The sequence below is a fragment of the Belnapia mucosa genome (assembly GCF_016775475.1).
Lineage (GTDB): Bacteria > Pseudomonadota > Alphaproteobacteria > Acetobacterales > Acetobacteraceae > Belnapia > Belnapia mucosa.
Window position 1 is genome coordinate 118,227 of sequence record NZ_JAEUXJ010000001.1, and the last position, 19,793, is coordinate 138,019.

At 70.7% G+C, this 19,793-nt stretch carries 18 protein-coding genes; 11 read left to right on the plus strand and 7 right to left on the minus strand.

Going from position 1 to position 19,793, the window contains the following annotated elements:
• The first annotated feature begins 6 nt into the window (after nucleotides 1-6).
• Nucleotides 7-639 (plus strand): hypothetical protein, encoded by a 633-nt coding sequence (locus JMJ55_RS00565; protein ID WP_202823542.1) that lies wholly within the window; start codon nucleotides 7-9, stop codon nucleotides 637-639.
• A 22-nt stretch (nucleotides 640-661) separates the two neighbouring features.
• On the opposite strand, the gene JMJ55_RS00570 is transcribed toward JMJ55_RS00565, so the two are convergent.
• From JMJ55_RS00570 to JMJ55_RS00580, 3 genes are all read right to left on the minus strand, one after another.
• Complete coding sequence (locus tag JMJ55_RS00570; RefSeq protein ID WP_202823543.1) at nucleotides 662-1,738, minus strand: tartrate dehydrogenase; 1,077 nt, start codon at nucleotides 1,736-1,738, stop codon at nucleotides 662-664.
• Nucleotides 1,739-1,793: 55 nt separating this feature from the next.
• Nucleotides 1,794-2,576, minus strand: coding sequence for a calcium-binding protein (locus JMJ55_RS31490; RefSeq protein WP_202823544.1), 783 nt, complete (start codon nucleotides 2,574-2,576; stop codon nucleotides 1,794-1,796).
• Nucleotides 2,577-2,668: 92 nt separating this feature from the next.
• Nucleotides 2,669-3,388 carry a DUF1028 domain-containing protein gene (locus tag JMJ55_RS00580; RefSeq protein WP_202823545.1) on the minus strand — a complete coding sequence of 240 codons (720 nt, stop codon included), beginning with the start codon at nucleotides 3,386-3,388 and terminating at the stop codon, nucleotides 2,669-2,671.
• Nucleotides 3,389-3,490: 102 nt separating this feature from the next.
• Between JMJ55_RS00580 and JMJ55_RS00585 the strand changes: the two genes are divergently transcribed.
• Nucleotides 3,491-4,498 carry a Bug family tripartite tricarboxylate transporter substrate binding protein gene (locus tag JMJ55_RS00585; protein ID WP_202823546.1) on the plus strand — a complete coding sequence of 336 codons (1,008 nt, stop codon included), beginning with the start codon at nucleotides 3,491-3,493 and terminating at the stop codon, nucleotides 4,496-4,498.
• A gap of 5 nt (nucleotides 4,499-4,503) precedes the next feature.
• Nucleotides 4,504-5,319, plus strand: coding sequence for an NUDIX hydrolase (locus tag JMJ55_RS00590; protein WP_202823547.1), 816 nt, complete (start codon nucleotides 4,504-4,506; stop codon nucleotides 5,317-5,319).
• Nucleotides 5,320-5,778: 459 nt separating this feature from the next.
• On the opposite strand, the gene JMJ55_RS00595 is transcribed toward JMJ55_RS00590, so the two are convergent.
• A complete protein-coding gene (locus JMJ55_RS00595) occupies nucleotides 5,779-7,812 on the minus strand; it encodes a TRAP transporter permease (protein WP_202823548.1) in 2,034 nt (677 codons plus the stop codon).
• A 112-nt stretch (nucleotides 7,813-7,924) separates the two neighbouring features.
• Here JMJ55_RS00595 and JMJ55_RS00600 point away from each other — a divergent pair, with 112 nt between their 5' ends.
• The 3 genes from JMJ55_RS00600 to JMJ55_RS00610 are packed head-to-tail and all read left to right on the plus strand — an operon-like array spanning nucleotide 7,925 to nucleotide 9,665.
• Nucleotides 7,925-8,518 carry an HdeD family acid-resistance protein gene (locus JMJ55_RS00600; RefSeq protein ID WP_202823549.1) on the plus strand — a complete coding sequence of 198 codons (594 nt, stop codon included), beginning with the start codon at nucleotides 7,925-7,927 and terminating at the stop codon, nucleotides 8,516-8,518.
• Between the two features lie 50 nt (nucleotides 8,519-8,568).
• Nucleotides 8,569-9,150: a chromate transporter gene (locus tag JMJ55_RS00605; protein ID WP_202823550.1), complete on the plus strand. Its 582-nt coding sequence runs from the start codon at nucleotides 8,569-8,571 to the stop codon at nucleotides 9,148-9,150.
• Nucleotides 9,147-9,665 (plus strand): chromate transporter, encoded by a 519-nt coding sequence (locus JMJ55_RS00610; RefSeq protein ID WP_202823551.1) that lies wholly within the window; start codon nucleotides 9,147-9,149, stop codon nucleotides 9,663-9,665. The genes JMJ55_RS00605 and JMJ55_RS00610 overlap by 4 nt, the downstream gene beginning before the upstream one ends.
• A gap of 9 nt (nucleotides 9,666-9,674) precedes the next feature.
• Here JMJ55_RS00610 and JMJ55_RS00615 read toward each other — a convergent pair whose 3' ends face one another.
• The 3 genes from JMJ55_RS00615 to JMJ55_RS00625 all read right to left on the minus strand — a co-directional run bounded on the left by JMJ55_RS00615 (nucleotide 9,675) and on the right by JMJ55_RS00625 (nucleotide 12,468).
• Nucleotides 9,675-9,923, minus strand: coding sequence for a hypothetical protein (locus JMJ55_RS00615; RefSeq protein ID WP_202823552.1), 249 nt, complete (start codon nucleotides 9,921-9,923; stop codon nucleotides 9,675-9,677).
• 82 nt (nucleotides 9,924-10,005) lie between these two features.
• Nucleotides 10,006-12,063, minus strand: coding sequence for a TonB-dependent receptor family protein (locus tag JMJ55_RS00620; protein WP_202823553.1), 2,058 nt, complete (start codon nucleotides 12,061-12,063; stop codon nucleotides 10,006-10,008).
• A gap of 42 nt (nucleotides 12,064-12,105) precedes the next feature.
• Nucleotides 12,106-12,468 (minus strand): DUF2946 family protein, encoded by a 363-nt coding sequence (locus JMJ55_RS00625; protein WP_202823554.1) that lies wholly within the window; start codon nucleotides 12,466-12,468, stop codon nucleotides 12,106-12,108.
• 89 nt (nucleotides 12,469-12,557) lie between these two features.
• Here JMJ55_RS00625 and JMJ55_RS00630 point away from each other — a divergent pair, with 89 nt between their 5' ends.
• From JMJ55_RS00630 to JMJ55_RS00650, 5 genes are all read left to right on the plus strand, one after another.
• Nucleotides 12,558-13,982, plus strand: coding sequence for an FAD-binding oxidoreductase (locus JMJ55_RS00630; protein WP_202823555.1), 1,425 nt, complete (start codon nucleotides 12,558-12,560; stop codon nucleotides 13,980-13,982).
• Between the two features lie 100 nt (nucleotides 13,983-14,082).
• The gene (gene lptF / locus JMJ55_RS00635) at nucleotides 14,083-15,255 is read left to right on the plus strand and encodes an LPS export ABC transporter permease LptF (RefSeq protein ID WP_202823556.1); all 1,173 of its coding nucleotides are present in this window, start codon (nucleotides 14,083-14,085) and stop codon (nucleotides 15,253-15,255) included.
• The gene (gene lptG / locus JMJ55_RS00640; RefSeq protein ID WP_202823557.1) at nucleotides 15,252-16,376 is read left to right on the plus strand and encodes an LPS export ABC transporter permease LptG; all 1,125 of its coding nucleotides are present in this window, start codon (nucleotides 15,252-15,254) and stop codon (nucleotides 16,374-16,376) included. Before lptF ends, lptG begins: the two co-directional genes overlap by 4 nt.
• Complete coding sequence (locus tag JMJ55_RS00645; RefSeq protein WP_236033302.1) at nucleotides 16,373-18,670, plus strand: LPS-assembly protein LptD; 2,298 nt, start codon at nucleotides 16,373-16,375, stop codon at nucleotides 18,668-18,670. The genes lptG and JMJ55_RS00645 overlap by 4 nt, the downstream gene beginning before the upstream one ends.
• Nucleotides 18,671-18,774: 104 nt before the next feature.
• A complete protein-coding gene (locus JMJ55_RS00650) occupies nucleotides 18,775-19,743 on the plus strand; it encodes a tripartite tricarboxylate transporter substrate binding protein (protein ID WP_202823558.1) in 969 nt (322 codons plus the stop codon).
• Nucleotides 19,744-19,793: the final 50 nt, after the last annotated feature.

Genomic DNA, 19,793 nt, shown 5'->3' on the forward strand with positions numbered 1-19,793 from the left:
GTTCATATGTCGCGTCGGGTGCTGCTGGCCGCTCTCGCTCTGCTGGCCTGGGCCGGACCGGGCCGGGCGCAGTCCAACGATCCCTCCTTCCGGGTGGTCAACAACACGCCGAATGTGGTGAATGAGGTCTATGCCTCGCCCTCCTCCGAGCGGAGCTGGGGCCATGACCGGCTGGGCAATGAGGTGATCGCCCCCGGCGCCTCGCAGATCATCCGCCTGCCAGCCGATGGCAACTGCAGTTTCGACATCCGCATCGTCTATCAGGGCGGCACGGCGGAGGAGCGGCGGAACCTCAACACCTGCAACATGACGGATCTCGTGCTCGGCCAGCCGGGCGGGCCGGCGCCGCGCACCGCGCCGCGGACCCAGCCGAACAGCACGCAGCAGGGCAACCCGTCCTTCAACTTGGTGAACCAGAGCGGCAAGGTGATCGAGGAATTCTACGCCTCGCCCTCCTCGCAGCAGAATTGGGGCCCGGACCGGCTGGGCGACGATGTGGTGCAGGCCGGCGCGACCTTCCCGGTGCGGCTGCCGCAGGGCGAATGCACCTATGACATCCGCATCGTCTTCGCCGGCGGCCAGTCGCAGGAGAGGCGGAACGTGAATGCCTGCTCGGTGACGAACTACACGGTACGCTAGATCGCCGAGGGGGCGGCGCCGCTCAGGCGTTCGCCCCCGCCAGCGCCGCGATCACCGCCTCCGTCACCTGGGCCGTGGTCGCAGTGCCGCCGAGATCGGGCGTCAGCACCGTCCCGCGCCCGGTCACGGCCTCCACCGCCGCCATCAGCCGGCCCGCCGCGCGCGGCTCGCCGCAATGCTCCAGCAGCATCGCCGCGGTCCAGAAGGCGCCGAGCGGGTTGGCGATGCCAAGACCAGTGATGTCGAAGGCCGAGCCATGGATCGGCTCGAACATCGAGGGCCGGCGGCGCGAAGGATCGACATTCCCCGTCGCGCCGATGCCGAGCGACCCCGCCAGCGCCGAGGCGAGGTCCGAGAGGATATCGGCATGCAGGTTGGTGGCGACGACCGTGTCGATCGTGCCCGGCTTCATCACCATCCGCGCCGTCATCGCATCGACCAGCATCTTGTCGACGGTCAGCTCGGGGTATTGCGCCGTCACCTCGGCGCAGACCTCGTCCCACATGACGAGGCCATGCCGCTGGGCATTGGACTTGGTCACCACCGTCAGCAGCTTGCGCGGCCGGCTCATGGCGATCTCGCAGGCATGGCGGCAGATGCGCTCGACGCCGGCGCGGGTGAAGACGGCGACATCCATCCCGACCTCGATCGGCAGGCCGCGATGGGCCCGGCCGCCGACGCCGGCATATTCGCCCTCGGAATTCTCGCGGACGATCACCCAGTCGATCTGCCGCCCCAGTTCCTCGCGCAGCGGCCCGGTGATGCCGGGGAGGAGGCGGGTCGGGCGGACATTCGCGTACTGGTCGAAGCCCTGGCAGATCGCCAGGCGCAGCTCCCAGAGGGTGATGTGGTCCGGGATGTCGGGCGCGCCGACCGCGCCGAAGAAGATGGCATCGAAGCCTTCGAGCTGCCGCAGCCCGTCCTCCGGCATCATCCGGCCGCTGGCGCGATACATCGCGCTGCCCCAGTCGAAGCGGCGGAACTGGCAGGCGAAGCCGCCATCCGCGGCGGCCGTCGCCTCCAGCACGCGGCACCCGGCCTCGATCACTTCGGGGCCGATGCCGTCCCCGCCGATGGCGGCAATGCTCAGGCGGCGCATGGTGTATTCCTTCCCGGTGTCGTTCGGGCCGGATTACGCCGCGCCGCCCGCCCCATCAAGCCAGGATGAAATCCGATGCGTCCAGATGCGGATGGCCGAGCAGGGTGATGGTGGCGCTGGGCCCGGCCGGCGGGTTCGGCCCGCTGAAGAGGGGGACGTAGATCTCGACCAGCGTATGGTCGCCCTCCGTCACGGCCCGCACCTGCATATGCGTCGCATCGGTGAAGGCTTGCTCGCCGAGGAAATCCGCCTGCAGCGCGGGACCGAAATGGCTCAGGAAGGGCGTCAGGTCGAGCTTGTCCTGCCCATGGCGGAAATCCGTCACCACATCGCCCGGCGTGTCGAAGACGGGGAATTTCGCCCGGCTGTCATATTCGCCGAAGCGGAAGATGTCCTGCCCCGCGCCGCCGGTCAGCGTATCCGCGCCGACGCCGCCTTCCAGCACATCGTCGCCGCCATCGCCCCGAAGCACGTCGTTGCCGCCGCCGCCATGGATGCTGTCGTTGCCAGTGCCGCCGGAGATCGTGTCGCCGAGATCGCTGTCGCGCGCCCGGGCGCTGCCCCAGGCATCATCGCCCTCGAGCACGCCATAGCCGAAGAGCTGGTCGTTGCCGCGCCCGCCCTGCACCTGATCCGCGCCATAGCCGGCATAGACCGTGTCGTTGCCGGCGCCGGCCGTGATGGTGTTCGCGGCGATGACGGTGACGGAGGAGGGACCGGGGAAGATCGGCGCATGCGGGCCGGCCAGCCCGTCGCCATAGATCAGGTCGTCGAGCGAGCCGGTATGGATCGTGTCGGCGCCGGTGCTACCGAAGATCGGGCCATGCTGCTTGGGCATCGGGTGGCTCCCTAGGTGCATTCAGAATACAAAATGCACGCTATAGGAGAGAGCCACACCTCACACTGCACAAAGCCGGGAGCGAATTCCCCTTATCGGCGAAACCGCAGCGTCGATCCGCGGCGCGCCCAGGCCGCCTCGATCGCATCGATGTCGATCCAGCCGGAGGGATTGGCCTTGCGCGGCTGGTCGCGCAGCCCCGGCTCCCGGTCGCGCCTCCAGATGCCGAGCAGCCGGCGCAGCTCCTCCAGCGGCTCCGCATGGTCGTCGACGCGGAGGTTGATATCGGGGAAATCCTCGGTCGTCGTCAGCAGCAGCGCGGCCGATTGCCGGCCGCGCCGGTCGCCGCCCGCCGCATCGCCGGCATCGAGCGCGGCCAGCAGCCGCTCCGGCATCGGCAGGTCGTCGCGGGTGACGAAGGCGGCGATGGTGTCGGTCAGCACTGCCTCGCCGGCCAGCATATTGCCCGCGACCGAGAAGCCGTGGCCGGCGCGGTCGCCGCACCACTCCACGCAATTCTTGCCGGTCCAGGCGGCGCTCCGCCCATGCCGGTCCACCGCATGGATCTGCCGCAGCCCGCGCCCTTCATCGCCCGCCAGCGCGCTTTCGATCGCGGCGGTCGGCGACAGGCCGCGCTGCATCCCGTCCAGCACCGCCGGGCCGAGATAGCGGTTGGTGATGGATTGCGTCGACACCGCGCCGACGCCGGAGCGGACGAAGGGGCAGCTCGCCCCGACCGCGAAGGCGCAGGTCGTGACGGCGACGGCGAAGGCGCCGGTCGCCGGGTCATGCGCGACGATCGACCAGGTCATGCAGGCTTCCTCCCCTGGGCAGCGCAGGCAGGATAGGGCAAAGCTGCGGCCAAGGGTGGGCCGGCCGCGGCCCCTGCACGAAAAATCCGGGAGGTTGCCATCATGCCGCATCCGTCACGAGGCGCCGGGCGCCGCGCCATCCTGCTCGGCCTCGCCGCGCCAGCGCTGCTGTCCCGCGGCGCCCATGCGCAGGCCTCCGCATGGCCTGACCGCCCCGTGCGCCTCGTCGTCCCCTTCGGCGCCGGCGGCGCGATCGACACGCTCTCCCGCACCGTCGCCAATGCCTTCCCGCCGCTCGCCAACGGCCAGACGCTGGTGGTCGAGAACCGGGGCGGGGCGGGCGGCACCATCGCCGGTGCCGTCGTCGCCCAGGCGCGGCCCGATGGCGCCACGCTGATGATGGCCGATCTCGGCGCCAATGCCATCGCACGGGACCTGCAGCCGAGCCTCAGCTACGACCCGATGCGGGCCTTCACCCCGATCTGCCACCTCGTCAACCTGCCCCTGGTGCTGGTGGTCCCCGCCGCCTCGCCGGCACGGGACCTGGCCGGCCTGCTCGACCTCGCCCGCCAGCGGCGGGACCTGGTCTATGCCCATCCCGGCATCGGCTATGTCGGCCATCTGGCGCAGGAGCTGCTGCTGCGCCGCACCGGTGTGACGATGACGCCCGTGCCCTATCGCAGCGGCGCCGAGGTGGTGCGCAGCATCATCGCCGACGAGACGGGCAGCGCCATCATCACCGTCTCCACCACGCTGCCCTTCATCCGCGAGGGCAAGGTCCGGGCGCTGGCCGTCGCTGCCCGCGAGCGCGTCCCCCTGCTGCCCGATGTGCCGACCATCGCCGAGGCCGGCGGCCCGGCGCTCGCCGGCTTCGAGGCCACGGTCTGGCACGGCATCATAGGACCGGCCGGCCTGCCGGAGCCCCTGGTCGAGGCCGCCAACCGGGTCTTCAATGCCGCCCTCCGGCAGCCGGAGGTGGCGCGCGTGATCGAGCAGACCCAGGCCGGCCAGATCGTCGGCGGCACCCCCGCGCAATTCGCCAGCTTCATCCAGGCCGAGCATGCCCGCTGGGCACCCCTCATCCAGTCCGCCGGCATCCGAACGGAGTAGCGCCCTTGTCCGAGGCCAAGCCCACCACGCCGGTCACCGCCCGGCCCGCTGCGACTGTCCTCCTGCTGCGCGACGGCCCGGCGGGGCCGGAGATCTTCATGGTGGTCCGCCACCGCGAGATCGAATTCGCCGCCGGCGCGCTGGTCTTCCCGGGCGGCAGCGTCGATGCGGCCGATGCCGAGATCGCCGCCGCCCTCGGCAGCGGCGACCCGCTGGCCGCCTTCCGCGTCGCCGCCATCCGCGAGGCCTTCGAGGAGAGCGGGCTGCTGCTGGCCCGGACGGACTCCGGCATCGCCCTCGACCCGACCCAGGGCGCCGCCATCGCGGCCGCGCATCGGGACGCGCTGAATGCCGGCAGCCGCGGCTTCGCCGCCCTGCTCCAGGCCGAGGGGCTGCGGCCGGATATCGATGCGCTGGTCCCCTTCGCCCATTGGGTGACGCCGGCCGATCTCTCCAAGCGGTTCGACACGCATTTCTTCCTCGCCCCGGCCCCGGGCGGCCATGCCGCGACGCATGACGGGCGGGAGGCGGTGGACAGCATCTGGATCACCCCTGGCCAGGCCCTGGCCGAGGCCGAGGCCGGCCAGCGCACCCTGCTGTTTCCGACCCGGCTGAACCTGCTGCGCCTGGCCGAGGCGCAGAGCCTGGGCGATGCCATGTCGCTCGCCGCCGGCCGGCCGGTGGTGACGGTGCAGCCGGTGCTGGAGGTGGATGCGGAAGGGCGGAAGATGCTCCGCATCCCGGTCGAGGCCGGCTATGGCGGGCCGCTTTTTCCGGCCGGCGTCCGAGCGATGGTGCCGAAGGTGCGGCCTGCCGGATAAGCGGGCGGAACCTTCCCAGCCCGTCCCGGTTACGTCCCTGTCATCATTGATAGGGGAACGATGCTCATGCGTGGTGGTCTGATCGGGCTTCTGGCTCTCTCCCTCGCACTCGGCGCCTGCGCCCGGGGCGGCCCGGGCACACCGGGCGAACCGATGGCGCCGTCCGCCAGGTCGCCGACCGGTTCGGTGAACAGCATGTCGACCGGTGGCGGCGTGCCGACGCCGGTGCAGCCGGGCGGCGCCGGCGGCGTGGGCAGCGGCAACCAGCCGGGCCGTGCCGGCACGCGTTAAGGAGATTATCTTGCACCGGTGGGGCAACGAGTTATAGGATCAGCGTCCTATAAACCGGAGGCCCCGCCGATCGCCGATCCCGCCCGCCTTGCCACCTCAGGCCGCGCGGAAACCCCCGCAGCCCATTTTGTCCGAAAGCTGCAAGTCCTGCTTTCGGGGCCCGCGAGGCTAGGGCAGGGCAGCCGCCGGCCTCCCCCGCCATTGCAGCGCCAGCAGCACCACCCCCAGCGCGACGCCGATCAGGTGCGGCGCCGGGACGGCATTGCCGAAGGCGGCCTCCAGCAGGGCCGGGAAGATCATCAGCACCCCGGCGATGGCAAAGCCCGCGCGTTCCCACCCCGCCAGCGCCCGCCGCGCGAAGCCCTGGCAGGCGGCCGAGAGGGCGGCGAGGCCGGCGGCGGCGAGGCCGATCTGCACCGCCACATCCACCCAGGTCATCCCCGGCTTGAAGGCCAGCAGCAGGCCCACCCCATCGGGATCGGTGACGAAGACGAAGGGCAGGACGAAGGCCGGCAGGGTGTATTTCCAGGCCTGCAGCGTCGTCCGGTAGGGCCCCGCCCCGGTGATCGCCGCCGCGGCGAAGGGCGAGAGGGCGGTGGGCGGCGAGACCTCGGAGAGCACCGCGTAGTAGAAGACGAACATATGTGCGGCGTAATCCGGCACGCCGAGCTTGGTCAGGGCCGGCGCCGCCACCACGGCGCAGATGATGTAGCTGGCCGTCACCGGCACCGCGAGACCGACGATCCAGACGATCAGCGCGGTATAGAGCGCGGTCACCACCAGCGACCCGCCGGCCGCCTGGATCGCGATCTCACTGAATTTCAGCCCGAGCCCGGTCAGGGTGATGACGCCCACGATGATGCCGGCGCAGGCACAGGTGGCGGCGATGCCAACCGACTGCACCGCGCCCGAGGCCAACGCATCGATCAGCCGCCGCGGCCAGAGCGCGCTCTCGGGCCGCAGGAAGGAGAGCAGCACCGCGACGATCATGGCGTAGAGCACGGACATGGTCGGCGAATAGCCGAGGATCATGAAGACCACGATCGCCAGCAGCGAGGAGAAGTGGAAGCCGTATTTCTTGGTCAGCGCCCAGGGGCTCTCGACCGCGATCGCCTCGCGCTCGGTGCCGGCCTCGGCATGCTCGGCGCCGATGCGGCGCTGGTCGAGCTCCACCATGAAGAGCAGCGAGGCGTAGTAGAGCACGGTCGGCACGGCGGCCATCCGCAGCACCTCGAGATAGCCGATCTTGAGATATTCGGCGATCAGGAAGGCCGCGGCGCCGAGCACCGGGGGCGAGATGATGGCACCGAGCCCGCCGGCCGCGAGCAGCCCGCCGGCATCATCCGGCCGGTAGCCGACGCGCCGCATCATCGGCCAGGCGACGGTGCCGAGGGTGACGGTGGTGGCGACGCCCGAGCCCGAGGGCCCGCCGAGCAGGAAGGAGGAGAGCACCACCGTCCGCCCCGCCGAGGTCGCCCGCCCGCCGGTCGCGGCGAAGCTGAAATCGACGAAGAACTTGCCCGCGCCGCTCACCTGCAGGATGGCGCCATAGATGGTGAAGAGGATGATGAGGCTGGCCGAGACATCGACAGCCGTGCCGAAGATGCCGTCGAGGGTGATGGTGAGGTGGGGGATCAGCCTCTCCGACCCATAGCCCTGGTGCCGCCAGGGGGCGGGCAGCAGGTTGCCGAAGAAGGCATAGAGCATGAAGAGGCCCGACATCACCGGCATCACCCAGCCGGTGGAGCGCCGCGTCACCTCCAGCACCAGGAGGATCAGCACCCAGCCGATGATCAGGTCCCAACCCTCGGGGAAGACATAGCGGTCGATCAGCGGCTCCGTGCCGATCATGTCGCCGCCATAGAGGAGATACCAGGTCACGCCGAGGGAGAGGGCGATCAGCGCCAGGTCCCAGGGCATGAAGCGGTGCCGGAAGCGCCGCGCCGCCGGGAAGAGCAGGAAGCCGAGCGCCATGGCGAAGCCGACATGGACGAAGCGCAGCGTCGTGGTCGGGACGATGTCCCAGGCGGCCCAGAGGTGGAACAGCGCCATCGCCACGGCCAGCGCCGTGGCGGCATAGGCCAGCCAGCCGCGATAGCGGTTCTGGGCGCCCTCCTCCTCCTCGATCAGCGCCTCCACCCGGGCGGCGGTGGTGTCATCCAGCGCGCCGGCGGGGATTTCCGGCGGAAGGGTCGTGCTCATAAGCTGGCGTGCTCCCGATTCCCGGCTTCCTGTAGCAGCCCGCCGGATTTGGCCCAACCGGGGGCAGCGCCGGCGCGTTGCGGCGCCATTCGCCTCGATGAAGGAGACCCGCATGGCCCTGCCCGATGCCCCGATGACCCCGGTCGGCCGCTTCCCCCTGGTGCGGCTGATGGCGCGCGGCTGGTGGATGTTCGTCCTGCGCGGGGTCCTGGCGATCCTCTTCGGCCTGATTGCCTTCCTCATGCCCGGCCTCGGCCTCGCGGTCATCCTCGGCTGCCTCGCGGCCTGGATGGCGCTGGACGGGGCGGGGACGATCTACCAGGCGATCTGGGGCCCGCCGGAGCGGCATGGCGCCTGGTTCTGGATCGACGGCATCATCTCCCTCCTCGCCGCGGCGGCGCTGCTGCTGGCGCCGGGGGCCTCGGCGCTCGGCCTGGTGCTGGTGACCGGCTTCTGGTCGATCGCCATCGGGGTGATCCGGATGGTCCTGGCCTTCCGCCTCTCCTCCGTGCTGATGGGGCTGTTCGGGGCGATCTCGGTCTTCATCGGCGCCTGGCTGATCTCGGCGCCGGGGCCGGGGCTGCTGGCGCTGATCTGGATCGTCGGCATCCAGGCGGTGGCCACGGGGGCGGTGCTGATCGGCCTCGGCTGGCGGCTGCGGCGGGTGGCGCATGACCCGCATGGGCCGGCGCTCGGGCGGGGCTGACCGGCCGGCAGGGGCGTGCCAGCATGGCGGCGCCCCGAGGAGCCTCCGCCTTGCCCGAAGCCCCGCCACCGCAGACCGTGCTGCCCAGCCTTGCCGAGTTGTTCACCGGCTACCTGAAGATCGGGCTCTTCGGCTTCGGCGGCGTCGCCGCCTGGGCCCGCCGCGTCATCGTCGAGGAGCGGCACTGGCTGACCGAGCGGGACTATGCCGAGGTGCTGGGGCTGGGCCAGGTGCTGCCGGGGCCGAATGTGGGCAATGCGGCGGTGATGATCGGGCGGCGCTTCCACGGCCTGTCCGGGGCGCTGCTGGCGACGGCGGGCCTCTATCTGGCGCCCTTCTGCATCCTGGTCCTGCTCTGCCTTTTCTACGACCGCTATGGCCAATTGCCGGCGGTGGCGCCGGTGATGGCAGGGATCGCGGCCGGGGCGGCGGGGATGGTGATCGGCACCGCCTTCAAGATGGCGGGCAAGCTGAAGCTGCAATGGGACGCGCTGGTGATCCTGCTGCTGGCGACGCTGGGTGCCGCGGCGCTGCGGCTGCCGCTGCCGGTCATCGTGCTGGTGCTGGCGCCCATCTCCATCGCCCTGTCGCTGCGGCGGTCGGGGCTGCTGCGGGGGACGGCGCCGCGATGATCCTCCAGGTCCTGCTCACCTTCTCCATCCTGTCGCTGGTGGCGATCGGCGGCGCCAATGCCGTGCTACCGGAGATGCACCGCCAGCTGGTCGAGCTGCGCGGCTGGCTCGACGACGCGACCTTCTCGCAGCTCTACGCCCTGGCCCAGGCGGCGCCGGGGCCGAATATCCTGGTCGCCAGCGTGATGGGCTGGCGCATCGCAGGCGCTGGGGGCATGGCGGCGGCGACCTTCGGCATGCTGGTGCCGGCGGCGGTGCTGGCCTGGGGCATGGCCGGGCTGACCCATCGGCTGCGCGGCGCGCCCTGGCTGAAGCCGGCCCAGGCCGGGCTGGTGCCGGTGGCGATCGGCCTGATCCTCGCCGCCGGGATCACCATGGCGGCGGCGGCGCATAGCCATGGTCTGATGCCGCTGCTGGTGGTGGCCGTCGCCACCGTCTTCGTCTGGCGGACCGATTACAGTCCGCTCTGGGTGCTCGCCGGAGGCGCGGTGCTGGGGGCGGTGTTTCTCGGCTGAGGGTCCGCCTCAACGCTTCGCGCGGGCGATCAGGCTGTCATAGAGCGCGCAGGTCTGGTCGCTCGCCGGCTGGCCCATGGCGGCGGTCATCGCCTCGCTGATCTTATGCGCCTCGGCCGGGTTCCGCTGCATCAGCGGCATGAGGAGGTTGGTGAGCTCAATGGTCTTCGCTTCCATGGCCTGGTCGGTGCAGGCGGCCCGGGCCATGGGGGCGAGGGCGGTGAGCAGCAGGGCGGCGGCGAGCAGGCGCTTGGTCATGCAGGGCTGGCTCCGGATGCGGCAGGGGAGGACCCCCTGCCAGACCCGCAGCCTCGCGCGGCGCCGGTTAAGGCGCCGATAATCAGAAGCTCATCCGCGCCCCGAGATAGAGGCTCCGGCCCTCGCCCGGGTAGAAGACGGCGGTATTGGCCCCTGGCGCCCGGGCGTTCTGCAGCGTACCGAGATCGCTGACATAGCGCTTGTTGGTGAGGTTCCGGGCATCGAGGAAGAGATGGAGGTTGGGGGCGACCGTCACCCCCGCCTCCAGCCCCAGCTTCAGATAGGCATTGGCCCGTAGGGTGTTGGCGTAGTCCGCCCAGGCCCCCTCCGGCACCCAGTCCAACGCCGGCGCGATGAAGCCGAGGCCATCGGGCGCGGTGTAGGTGAGGCTGGTGCGTAGCACATGCGGCGGCAGTCCGGCGATGCGGTTGCCGCCATATTGCCGGTCGCCGCGGAAGCGGAAGTCGTTCCAGGTCCAGGTCTGCCGCAGCGTGACCCGGTCGCCGGCCGCCACCGCGCCGCGGGCGAGGTCCAGATAGCCGGCGAATTCGACGCCCTGATTCACCGTGGTTCCGGCATTGAAGGTGCTGGCCGGGGTGCTCGGATCGACCGTGTATTGCAGCAGCTGGCCCCGGATGGTGGAGCGGAACAGCGTCAGGTCCCAGCCATGGCCCTCGTATCGGCCGCGGGTGCCGGCCTCCACCGTCCAGGCCCGCTGGGATTGCAGCGGCACCCAGAAGGGCAGCCCGTTCACCGTCTGCAGCTGGTCGGAGAAGTCGGGCACGTCCTGGCTGCGGGTGAGATTGGCGAAGACCTGCACCGCCGGCCGCGGCTGCCACAGCACGCCGATCTTCGGGTTCAGCCCCTCATAGGCGCGGCTGAAGCGTTGGCCGCTCAGGCGGTTCTCATAGTCCCGCTCATCGCGCAGCATCTTCGCGCCGGCAACCAGGGCCACGGTCGGCAGGACCCAGAGCCGGTTCTCGGCGAAGGCCTCGTAATTCTGCGCCCGCTGCACGCCATTCGCCGTCAGCGCCCCGCGGGAGCCACGGAGATTGACGTATTGCAGCGCGTCGTTGGTGCCGGCGAAATACCGCCCGCCCAACACCAGCTCGCCCCGCAGCCCGGCGACCTCGTAGCGCTGGGTCCAGCGCGGGGCGATGCCCCAGGTCAGCCCGTCCTGGTCGATCACCTGGAAGATCGGGTGATAGAGCTGCTTGTGGATGATCCAGCTATCCACATCCACCTGCCCGGCATCGAGCCGAATGCTGGTGCGGTTGGCGAAGCGTTCGGCCCAGATATTGCGCGCCTGGTTGCCGGCGAGGGCCGCGGCATTGGCTGTCTGCGGCCGGTTCAGCGCATCGCCGAGGGTCAGCGAACCGGGAAGCTGCTGCCGGACGATATAGGTCCCGGCATAGAAGCGCGTCTCCACCCGGTCATTCAGGCGGTAGCCGAGATTGGCGTTGAACTGCTCATACTGGCCACGGCTGTGCTGGCGCCAACCATCCGAATGCGTGACGCTTCCGGCCGCCAGCGCATCCCAGTCGCCGAAGACGGCCGAGGCCTGGCCGGACAGGCGCCAGGTGCCATAGGTGCCGCCCTCCACGCGCAGGCTGTTCGGCTCGGGCGCCGTGCGGGCGGTGGGGGTGACGAAATTGATCGCCCCGCCGAGGGTCGAGCTGCCGAAGGCCAGCGCATTGCCGCCGGGATAGACCGCGGCCGAACGCACCGCGCTCGGGTCGATCTGGTAGAAATCGCCGCTGCCATCGGCGAGGTTCACCGGCACGCCATCCTGCAGCACCTCGACCCCGCGCAGGTGGAAGCCGCGGGCGATGCCGGAGCCGCGGAGCGAGAGCCGCAGCTCCTGCCCGTAGCGGCTTTGCACGAAGACGCCGGGCGTATCGGCCAGCACGTCGCGCAGGGTGAAGGCGTAGCGATTGGCCAGCGCCTCCCCATCCACGAAGCGCACGGCGGCGGGGGTCTGCTCCAGCGCCTCCCGCTGCTCGGTGACCGAGGGGGCGGTGAGGGAGCCCGGGGCTTGGCCAGTAACGACGAGGTCGGGGAGGGTGGCCTGACCGAAGGCGGGACCGGCGATGCCGGCAAGCAGCAGGACGCGCCAAGTGGCGCGCGGCAAGGGATGCATGAGATTGGGACTCCTGACGAGAGCGGGACGCGGTCGCTGACGTCAGGCGGCGGGTGGGGCTCGGGGCTGCTGCGGCGGGGCGCAGGCCGGGGCGGGTGGCATCCCGGCGATCGGCGGGGCAGGAGGCGGAGCATAGGCGATGCGGAGCGCCGGCAGGGCCGGCACTGGCGGGGCCGGGGCCGCACCGCCGGGGCAGACCGGGCAACTGTCATGCGCCGCGGCAGCGGGGGCCGCCGGCTGGCCCTCGGCATCCAGATGCAGGGTGCGGATGCCGCCCTCGGCCGAGCAGATCACGACGCCCTCGGACCCGGCCAGCGCCGCCAGGCAATGGGCGAAGGCCCCGCCCCACTGGAGGACCAGCAGCAGGGCGAGCACCACCGTCAGCAGGGGCCGGCGCCGGGTCATGCCCCGGCTATGCCGCATATGCGCCGCCGCGTCACCATTCCGCACCAAGGGAAATTGACCCGGAGGCTGATCCGCACGACATCTTCCCCATGCCCGACGACCTGTCCTTCCCCCTGCTCGACCGCCTCTCTGCCCTGCTCGGCCCGCGCGGCCTGCTGACCGACCCGGCCGAGCTGGCCCCGCATCTCGCGGATTGGCGCCTGCTCTATCGCGGCCGCTCGCCCTGCCTGCTGCGCCCGGCCGATACCGCGCAGCTGGCCGAGGCGGTCCGGCTTTGCGCTGCCGCCGGGGTGCCGCTGGTCCCACAGGGGGGCAATACCTCGATGGTCGGCGGGGCGACGCCGGATGAGGGCGGGCGACAGGTCATCGTGTCCCTGGCGCGGCTGAACCGGGTCCGCGACATCGACCCGCTCGACATGACCATGACAGCCGAGGCCGGAGTCATCGTGAAGGCGGCGCAGGATGCCGCGGCCGAAGCCGGCTGCCTCTTCCCCCTCTCCTTTGGCGGCGAGGGCTCGGCGACCATCGGCGGCGTGCTCTCGACCAATGCCGGGGGCAACACCACGGTCCGCTACGGCAATACGCGGGAGCTGATGCTGGGCCTCGAGGTGGTGCTGCCGGATGGGCAGGTCTGGAACGGGCTGCGGCGGCTGCGCAAGGACAATACCGGTTATGCGCTGCGCCACCTCTTCGTCGGCGCAGAAGGGACGCTCGGCTTCATCACCGCTGCCGTGCTGCGCCTGTTCGCCCGGCCGCGGGAATCGGAGGTCGCGCTCTGCGCGGTGCGGGACGAGGAGGCGGCGCTGGCCCTGTTCCGCCGCTTCCGCGACCGGGACGAGACCGCGGTGCGGGCCTTCGAATACATGTCCGGCACCGGGGTCGGCTTCTATGCCCGCTTCATCGAGGGCGGCAGCGTCCCCCTTTCGACCCCGGCCGACCATTACGTGCTGGTCGACCTCGCCTCCACCCGGCCCGATGCCGGGCTGCGCGCCCTGATGGAGTCGGTCCTGGAGGAGGCGCTGGAGGCCGGCGAGGTGCTGGATGCGGCGATCGGCGAGAGCGAGGCCCAGCGCGCCGCCATCTGGCGCATCCGCGAGGAGCATCCGGAGGCGCAGAAGCGCGAGGGCGCCTCGGTGAAGAACGACGTTTCCGTCCCCGTCTCGAAGACGCCGGAGCTGATTCGCCGCGCCTCCGAAGCCTGCCGGCGGCTGATCCCCGGGGTGCGCCCGGTGCCCTTCGGCCATATGGGCGACGGCAATATCCACATGAACCTGCAGCAGCCGGAGGGCATGGACCCGGCCGCCTTCCTCGCCCGCAGCCATGACATCATGGATACGGTGAACGAGGTGGTCCGCGACCTCGGCGGCAGCTTCTCCGCCGAGCACGGCATCGGCCGGCTGAAGACCGATATGATGGAAGCCTGGCGCGGTGGGGCGGAGCTCGACATGATGCGGCGCATCAAGGCGGCGCTCGACCCGCAGGGGGTCATGAATCCGGGGAAGGTGTTGCCCTAAGGGCGCTCCGGCCCCGCAGGGGCCGTTCTCCCAACGCTCCGGCTTTGCCCCGGGCCCCGCCAGCGGGTAGGGTGCGCCCCCGCTTCCGCATGACCTGGTGATGAGCCGCCTCGACCGTTACATGTTCCGGCAACTGGCCGTCGCCTTGCTCGCCGTCACCATCGGCCTGGCGGCGCTTGTCTGGCTGACGCAGTCGCTGCGCTTCATCGAGCTGGTGCTCGATCGCGGCCTGTCCTTCCTTGTCTTCGTCGAGCTGACCGGGCTGCTGCTGCCCAGCTTCTTCGCGGTGATCCTGCCGATCACGACCTTCGTCGTGACCCTCTTCGTCTATGTCCGGCTCTCCACCGACCGGGAACTGGTGGTGATGCGCGCCGCCGGCCTGTCGCAATGGCGGCTGGCGCGGCCGGCCCTGGCGCTGGCGACCCTCTCGGTGCTGGTCTGCTACGTGCTGAACCTCTGGGTGGTGCCGGCCAGCCAGGCCTCCTTCCGAGCCTGGCAATTCGAGATCCGCAACCAGCTTGCCGCCATCCTGCTGCAGGAGGGGGTGTTCAGCTCGGTCGGCGACGACCTGACGGTCTATGCCCGCTACCGCGACCGGGACGGGACGCTGCGGGGAATCCTCGTGCATGACGCGCGGGAGCCGGGCGCCCCGGTCACCATCCTGGCCGAGGCCGGGCGCATCACCCCGGGCCCCAACGGGCCGCGGGTGACGCTGGAGAACGGCCAGCGCCAGCAGGTGGAGAAGGTGCCGCCGCCGCAGGGCGCGCCGCCCGGGACCGCGCCGACCACCCGCCTCACGGTCCTCTCCTTCCGCGAGAACAGCGTCGACCTCGCCCGCACCTCCCGTGGCGAGACCGATAGCCGCTATCGCAATGCGCAGGAGCGGACCCTGGACGAGCTGCTGCATCCCGATCCGGCCGAACGGATTCCGGAACGCGACCTGCGGCGCTTCATCGCCGAGGCGCATCAGCGCCTGGCCGGGCCGCTGAACGCCCTCTCCTTCGGGCTGGTCGCGCTGGCGACGGCGCTGACCGGGCAGTTCCGCCGGCATGGCGGCAGCCTCCGGCTCTTCACCGGCATCATGGTGGTGGTCGTGCTGCTGGCGATCGGGCTGACGGCCGGCAACCTGGCGGCGCGGGATCCACGGCTGATCCCGCTGGTCTGGCTGAACGTGCTGGCGCCGGGCCTCGTCTCCTGCTGGGTGCTGTCCGGGATGCCGGGCTGGCCGCAGGGCGGGCTGCTGCGCCGGTCGCGCGGGGCCGCCACGCCATGATGCTGGCCGCGACCCTCACGCGCTATGTGGCGCGGCGCTTCTTCGGCGCCACCTTCGCCATGCTGGCCGGGCTGACCCTGCTGGTCTCCCTCTTCGACTTCATCGAATTGCTGCGCCGCGCCGCGACCCGGCCGGATGCCGGCTTCGCCCTGGTGGCGACCATCGCCGGCCTGCGGCTGCCCTTCGTCGCCTTGCAGATCCTGCCCTTCGCCATCCTGCTCGGCGGGCTGCTGGCCTTCTGGCGGCTGACCCGCTCCTCGGAACTGGTGGTGGCGCGGGCGGCGGGCATCTCGGCCTGGGGGTTCCTCTCCGGGCCGGTGCTGGTGGCGCTGCTGTTCGGTGGGCTCGGCACGGCGGCCATCTCGCCGCTCTCCTCGGCCATGCTGGCCCGGGCGGAGCGGCTGGACTACGCCTATCTGCGCGCCAGCGCCGGCCTCACCGCGCTCGCCGGCGGACGGCTCTGGCTGCGCCAGGCGGATCGGGGGCTGGAGGAGCAGGGGGTCGCCATCCTCTCCGGCCGGCCGCTCCCGCCGGGCGGGGCAGGGCGGGAGGCGGGATTTGCCCTGGCCGATGTCAGCCTCTGGCGGCTCTCGGCGGCGGACCGGCCCCTGGCCCGGATCGAGGCGCCCGAGGCGCGCCTGTTGCCCGGCCGCTGGGTGCTGGAGGATGCGGTGACCTTCAATGCCGACCGCACCGCCGGGCCGAAGCAGACCCTGACCTTCCCGACCGAGCTGACCCCCGACCGGATCGAGAACAGCTTCGCCTCGCCCGACACGCTCTCGGTATGGTCGCTGCCCGGCTTCATCGCGGTGCTGGAGGCCGCGGGCTTTTCCGCCGTGCGCCACCGGCTGCACCTGCAAAGCCTGTTGTCGCTGCCGATGCTGGCGGCGGCCATGGCGCTGCTGGCGGCGGGCTTTTCCATGCGCTCCTCCCGCCGCGGCGGGGTGGCGCAGATGATCGGGGCTGGCGTCGCCGCCGGCTTCGCGCTGTTCGTGCTCGATAAGATCGCCAATGAATTCGGCGAGGCCGGGACGCTGCCGGTCTATCTCGCCGCCTGGGCCCCGACCATTGCCGGCCTGTTGCTGGCCCTCGCCCTGCTGTTGCACCTGGAGGATGGATGAGCGACCGCACCCGGCTGCCGGCTATGGCCGTCCTCGGTGCCCTGGCCCTCGTGCCCGGGGCCGGCCGGGCGCAGATGGAACAGCCGACGGTGACGCCGCTCGATTCCGGCCTCACCCGCTCCCTGGTCACGCCGGAGAGCAGCACCATGGTGCAGCCCTTCGGTGGCGCTGCCGGTGGCGGCGGTCCCTCGGTGGACCGCAATGCCCCGGTGACTTTCACGGCCGAGGAGGTCGAATACGACCGCGAGAAGGGGCTCGTCATCGCCCGCGGCCGGGTCGAGGCCTGGCAGGGCGAGCGGCTGCTGCGCGCCGATGAATTCACCTATGACCGCAATACCGGCGTCGCCACCGCCCGCGGCCATGTCCAGCTGCTGGAGCCGGACGGATCGGTGATGTTCGCCGATGAGGCGGAGCTGAAGGACCGCTTCCGCGACGGCGTGCTGGAAGGGGTCCGGGCCCTGCTGGCGGCGAATGGCAAGATGGCGGCGAATGGCGCCCGCCGCACCGGCGGCACGATCAACGAGCTGTCGCGGGTGGTCTATTCCTCCTGCGACCTCTGCGCCGACGACCCGACCGCGCCGCCGCTTTGGCAAGTCGAGGCGCGCCGCGCGACGCAGGACAAGAACGAGCAGCGCATCACCTATCGCGACGCCACCGTCCGCCTCGGCGGCTGGCCGGTGCTCTATACGCCCTATCTCTCGCATCCCGATCCGAGCGCACCGCGCGCTTCGGGCTTTCTGTTCCCCACGCTCGGCTACACGCGCTTCCTCGGTGCCTTCGCGGAGACGCCCTATTTCTGGGCGATCGACGACAGTTCCGACCTGACGGTCATCCCGATCCTCTCCTCGCGGCAGATTCCCAATCTCGGCCTGGAATACCGGAAGCTGTTCAATTTCGGCGAGATCCTGGGCAATGCCTCGATCGGCGGGCTGAACGGCACCGATACCGGCGGCAAGCGGGAACTGGCGGGGCATATCTTCCTCAAGGGCCGCTTCACCATCGACGAGCACTGGCGCGCCGGCTTCGACCTGAACCGCGCCAGCTCCGAGCAGTATCTGCGCACCTTCCGCTACGAATACCGCCGGGTGCTGACCAGCCAGGCCTATGTCGAGGGCCTCTGGGACACGACCACCTATGCCCGGATCGACGGCCGCGCCTATCAGGGCCTGCGGACGATCGACGATACGCGGCAGATTCCCTATGTCCTGCCCAATGCCGTGGTCGAGCATGCGCCGCGCGGCAAGTATCTCGGCGGCTTCCTGACCATGGATGCCGGGCTGCTCGGCATCAGCCGCGATATCGGCAGCTCCACCCAACGCCTCTCCAGCCGTGTCTCCTGGCAGCGGCCGGAGACGGACCGCCTCGGCGGACTCTGGACATTCAAGGTGCAGGCCGATGGCATCGGCTATCGGGCGCAGGGCCTGCAGGAGCCGCCGACCTATCTGCCGGCCGCCAATGGCAGCCAGGCGGTCGGCAATGTCCGCGCCGCGGTGGATTGGCGCATGCCCTTCGTCCGCAATGCCGGAAGCTGGGGCAGCCAGACCATCGAACCGCGGGTCCAGCTCGTCACCGGCCCGCGGGTCGGGCCGCAATACAAGGTGCCGAACGAGGACAGCGTCGATTTCGAATTCACCGATGCCAACCTCTTCGCCCTCAACCGCTATACCGGGCGGGACCGGCAGGAAGGCGGCACGCGGGTCGATGCCGCGCTGCGCGGCGCCTGGGACTTCCCGAATGGCGGACAGATCGAGGGCCTGGTCGGGCGGTCCTTCCGGCTGGATGACCAGATCTCCAGCCCCTATGTCGGCTCGGGCCTCGACCGTCGCGCCTCGGACTATGTCGCCCGGCTGCGTGTCGCGCCGACCACCTGGTTCGACACGATCGGCCGCATCCGGCTGGATGGAGAACGCCCGACCGACCGGCGCATGGTGGATACCACCGCCAATCTCGGCCTTGGCCGGGTGACAGTCTCTGCCGGCTATCTCTACTCGCCGCCGCTGCCCTACCTGACCGCTCCGGTCCGCTCGCGCGATGAGGTCGGGCTCGGCTTCACGGCCCGCATCGGCGATTACTGGCGCGTTACGGCCAGCGGCAAATACGATCTCGGCCTCGGCCGCGCGGTGCTGCTGCAGGGCGCCGCCGGCTATGAGGACGAGTGCTTCATCTTCGAAGGGCGCTTCATCAAGCGCTTCGCCCAGGATCCGACGACCGAGTCGCTCTATGCGGCAAATACGGTCATCCTGTTTCGGGTCGGGTTCAAGACGCTCGGCGAGTATTTCTTCCGGGCAATCTAGCCCTTCCGCGAAGCCCGAGGGCGGCGCCCCTGCTTGCGCCGCCGCTCGGCAGCCGCGACCATGGCGCCAAGCCGGCCCCGAAGGGCCGAACCGGGAGAGACGCCATGCCCATCCGCCGCCGCAGCCTGCTCCTCGCACCCCTGGCGAGCCCGCTGGCCGCCCCCGCCATCGCCCAGTCCGGCTTTCCCAACCGGCCGATCCGCATGCTGGTGCCCTGGCTGCCGGGCGGTTCCTCCGACGTGCATCTGCGGGTGCTGAGCGAGCTGGCGGGCCAGAAGCTCGGCCAGCCAGTGGTGGTGGAGAATAAGCCGGGCGCCTCCGGCACGCTCGGCGCGCTGACCATGGCGCAGGAGACCAGGGGCGACGGCCATATGGTCGGGCAGATACCAATCACGGTCTTCCGCCTGCCGGCCATGTCCCGCCGCCCGACCTTCGACCCGGCGAAGGATTTCAGCTGGATCCTCCACCTCACCGGCTATGTCTTCGGCGTGGTGGTCCGCGCCGACCAGCCCTGGAAGACCTGGGGCGAATTCACCGCCTATGCCAAGGCCAATCCCGGCAAGGTCACCTATGGCACGCCCGGCGTCGGCAGCACGCTGCACATCACGATGGAACGCATCGGCGAGATGCTGGGCATCGAATGGCTGCACGTGCCCTTCCGCGGCGGCGCAGACAATATCCAGGCCGTACTCTCGGGCCAGACGGTGGCAAACAGCGACAGCACCGGCTGGGCACCGCTGGTGCAGGAGGGGAAGCTGCGGCTGCTGGTGGTCTGGACCGCCGAGCGGGCCAAGCGCTTCCCTGATGTGCCGACCCTGCGCGAGGTCGGCATCGATATCGTCGCCGACAGCCCCTTCGGCCTCGGCGCGCCGAAGGGCATCGATCCCGGCGTGGTGCGGGTGCTGCACGACGCCTTCAAGGAAGCGCTGTTCGAGCCCAAGCATGTCGAGACGCTCGACCGGTTCGACATGCCGCTGCGCTACATGAACAGCGAGGACTACGCCGCCTTCGCCATGAAGACCTATGCGGAGGAGAGCGCGATCATCCGCAAGCTCGGCCTCCGCATGGACTGAGCATCGCCTCGCGCCAGCATCATTGCCGATGTGGCAAAGGGGGTGGCGCA

Coding starts and splice junctions, on each gene's coding strand:
- JMJ55_RS00565 (WP_202823542.1), top strand. CDS start 7: ATGTCGCGTCGGGTGCTGCTGGCCGCTCTCGCTCTGCTGGCCTGGGCC.
- JMJ55_RS00570 (WP_202823543.1), bottom strand. CDS start 1,738: ATGCGCCGCCTGAGCATTGCCGCCATCGGCGGGGACGGCATCGGCCCC.
- JMJ55_RS31490 (WP_202823544.1), bottom strand. CDS start 2,576: ATGCCCAAGCAGCATGGCCCGATCTTCGGTAGCACCGGCGCCGACACG.
- JMJ55_RS00580 (WP_202823545.1), bottom strand. CDS start 3,388: ATGACCTGGTCGATCGTCGCGCATGACCCGGCGACCGGCGCCTTCGCC.
- JMJ55_RS00585 (WP_202823546.1), top strand. CDS start 3,491: ATGCCGCATCCGTCACGAGGCGCCGGGCGCCGCGCCATCCTGCTCGGC.
- JMJ55_RS00595 (WP_202823548.1), bottom strand. CDS start 7,812: ATGAGCACGACCCTTCCGCCGGAAATCCCCGCCGGCGCGCTGGATGAC.
- JMJ55_RS00600 (WP_202823549.1), top strand. CDS start 7,925: ATGGCCCTGCCCGATGCCCCGATGACCCCGGTCGGCCGCTTCCCCCTG.
- JMJ55_RS00610 (WP_202823551.1), top strand. CDS start 9,147: ATGATCCTCCAGGTCCTGCTCACCTTCTCCATCCTGTCGCTGGTGGCG.
- JMJ55_RS00615 (WP_202823552.1), bottom strand. CDS start 9,923: ATGACCAAGCGCCTGCTCGCCGCCGCCCTGCTGCTCACCGCCCTCGCC.
- JMJ55_RS00620 (WP_202823553.1), bottom strand. CDS start 12,063: ATGCATCCCTTGCCGCGCGCCACTTGGCGCGTCCTGCTGCTTGCCGGC.
- JMJ55_RS00625 (WP_202823554.1), bottom strand. CDS start 12,468: ATGACCCGGCGCCGGCCCCTGCTGACGGTGGTGCTCGCCCTGCTGCTG.
- JMJ55_RS00630 (WP_202823555.1), top strand. CDS start 12,558: ATGCCCGACGACCTGTCCTTCCCCCTGCTCGACCGCCTCTCTGCCCTG.
- lptF (WP_202823556.1), top strand. CDS start 14,083: ATGAGCCGCCTCGACCGTTACATGTTCCGGCAACTGGCCGTCGCCTTG.
- lptG (WP_202823557.1), top strand. CDS start 15,252: ATGATGCTGGCCGCGACCCTCACGCGCTATGTGGCGCGGCGCTTCTTC.
- JMJ55_RS00645 (WP_236033302.1), top strand. CDS start 16,373: ATGAGCGACCGCACCCGGCTGCCGGCTATGGCCGTCCTCGGTGCCCTG.
- JMJ55_RS00650 (WP_202823558.1), top strand. CDS start 18,775: ATGCCCATCCGCCGCCGCAGCCTGCTCCTCGCACCCCTGGCGAGCCCG.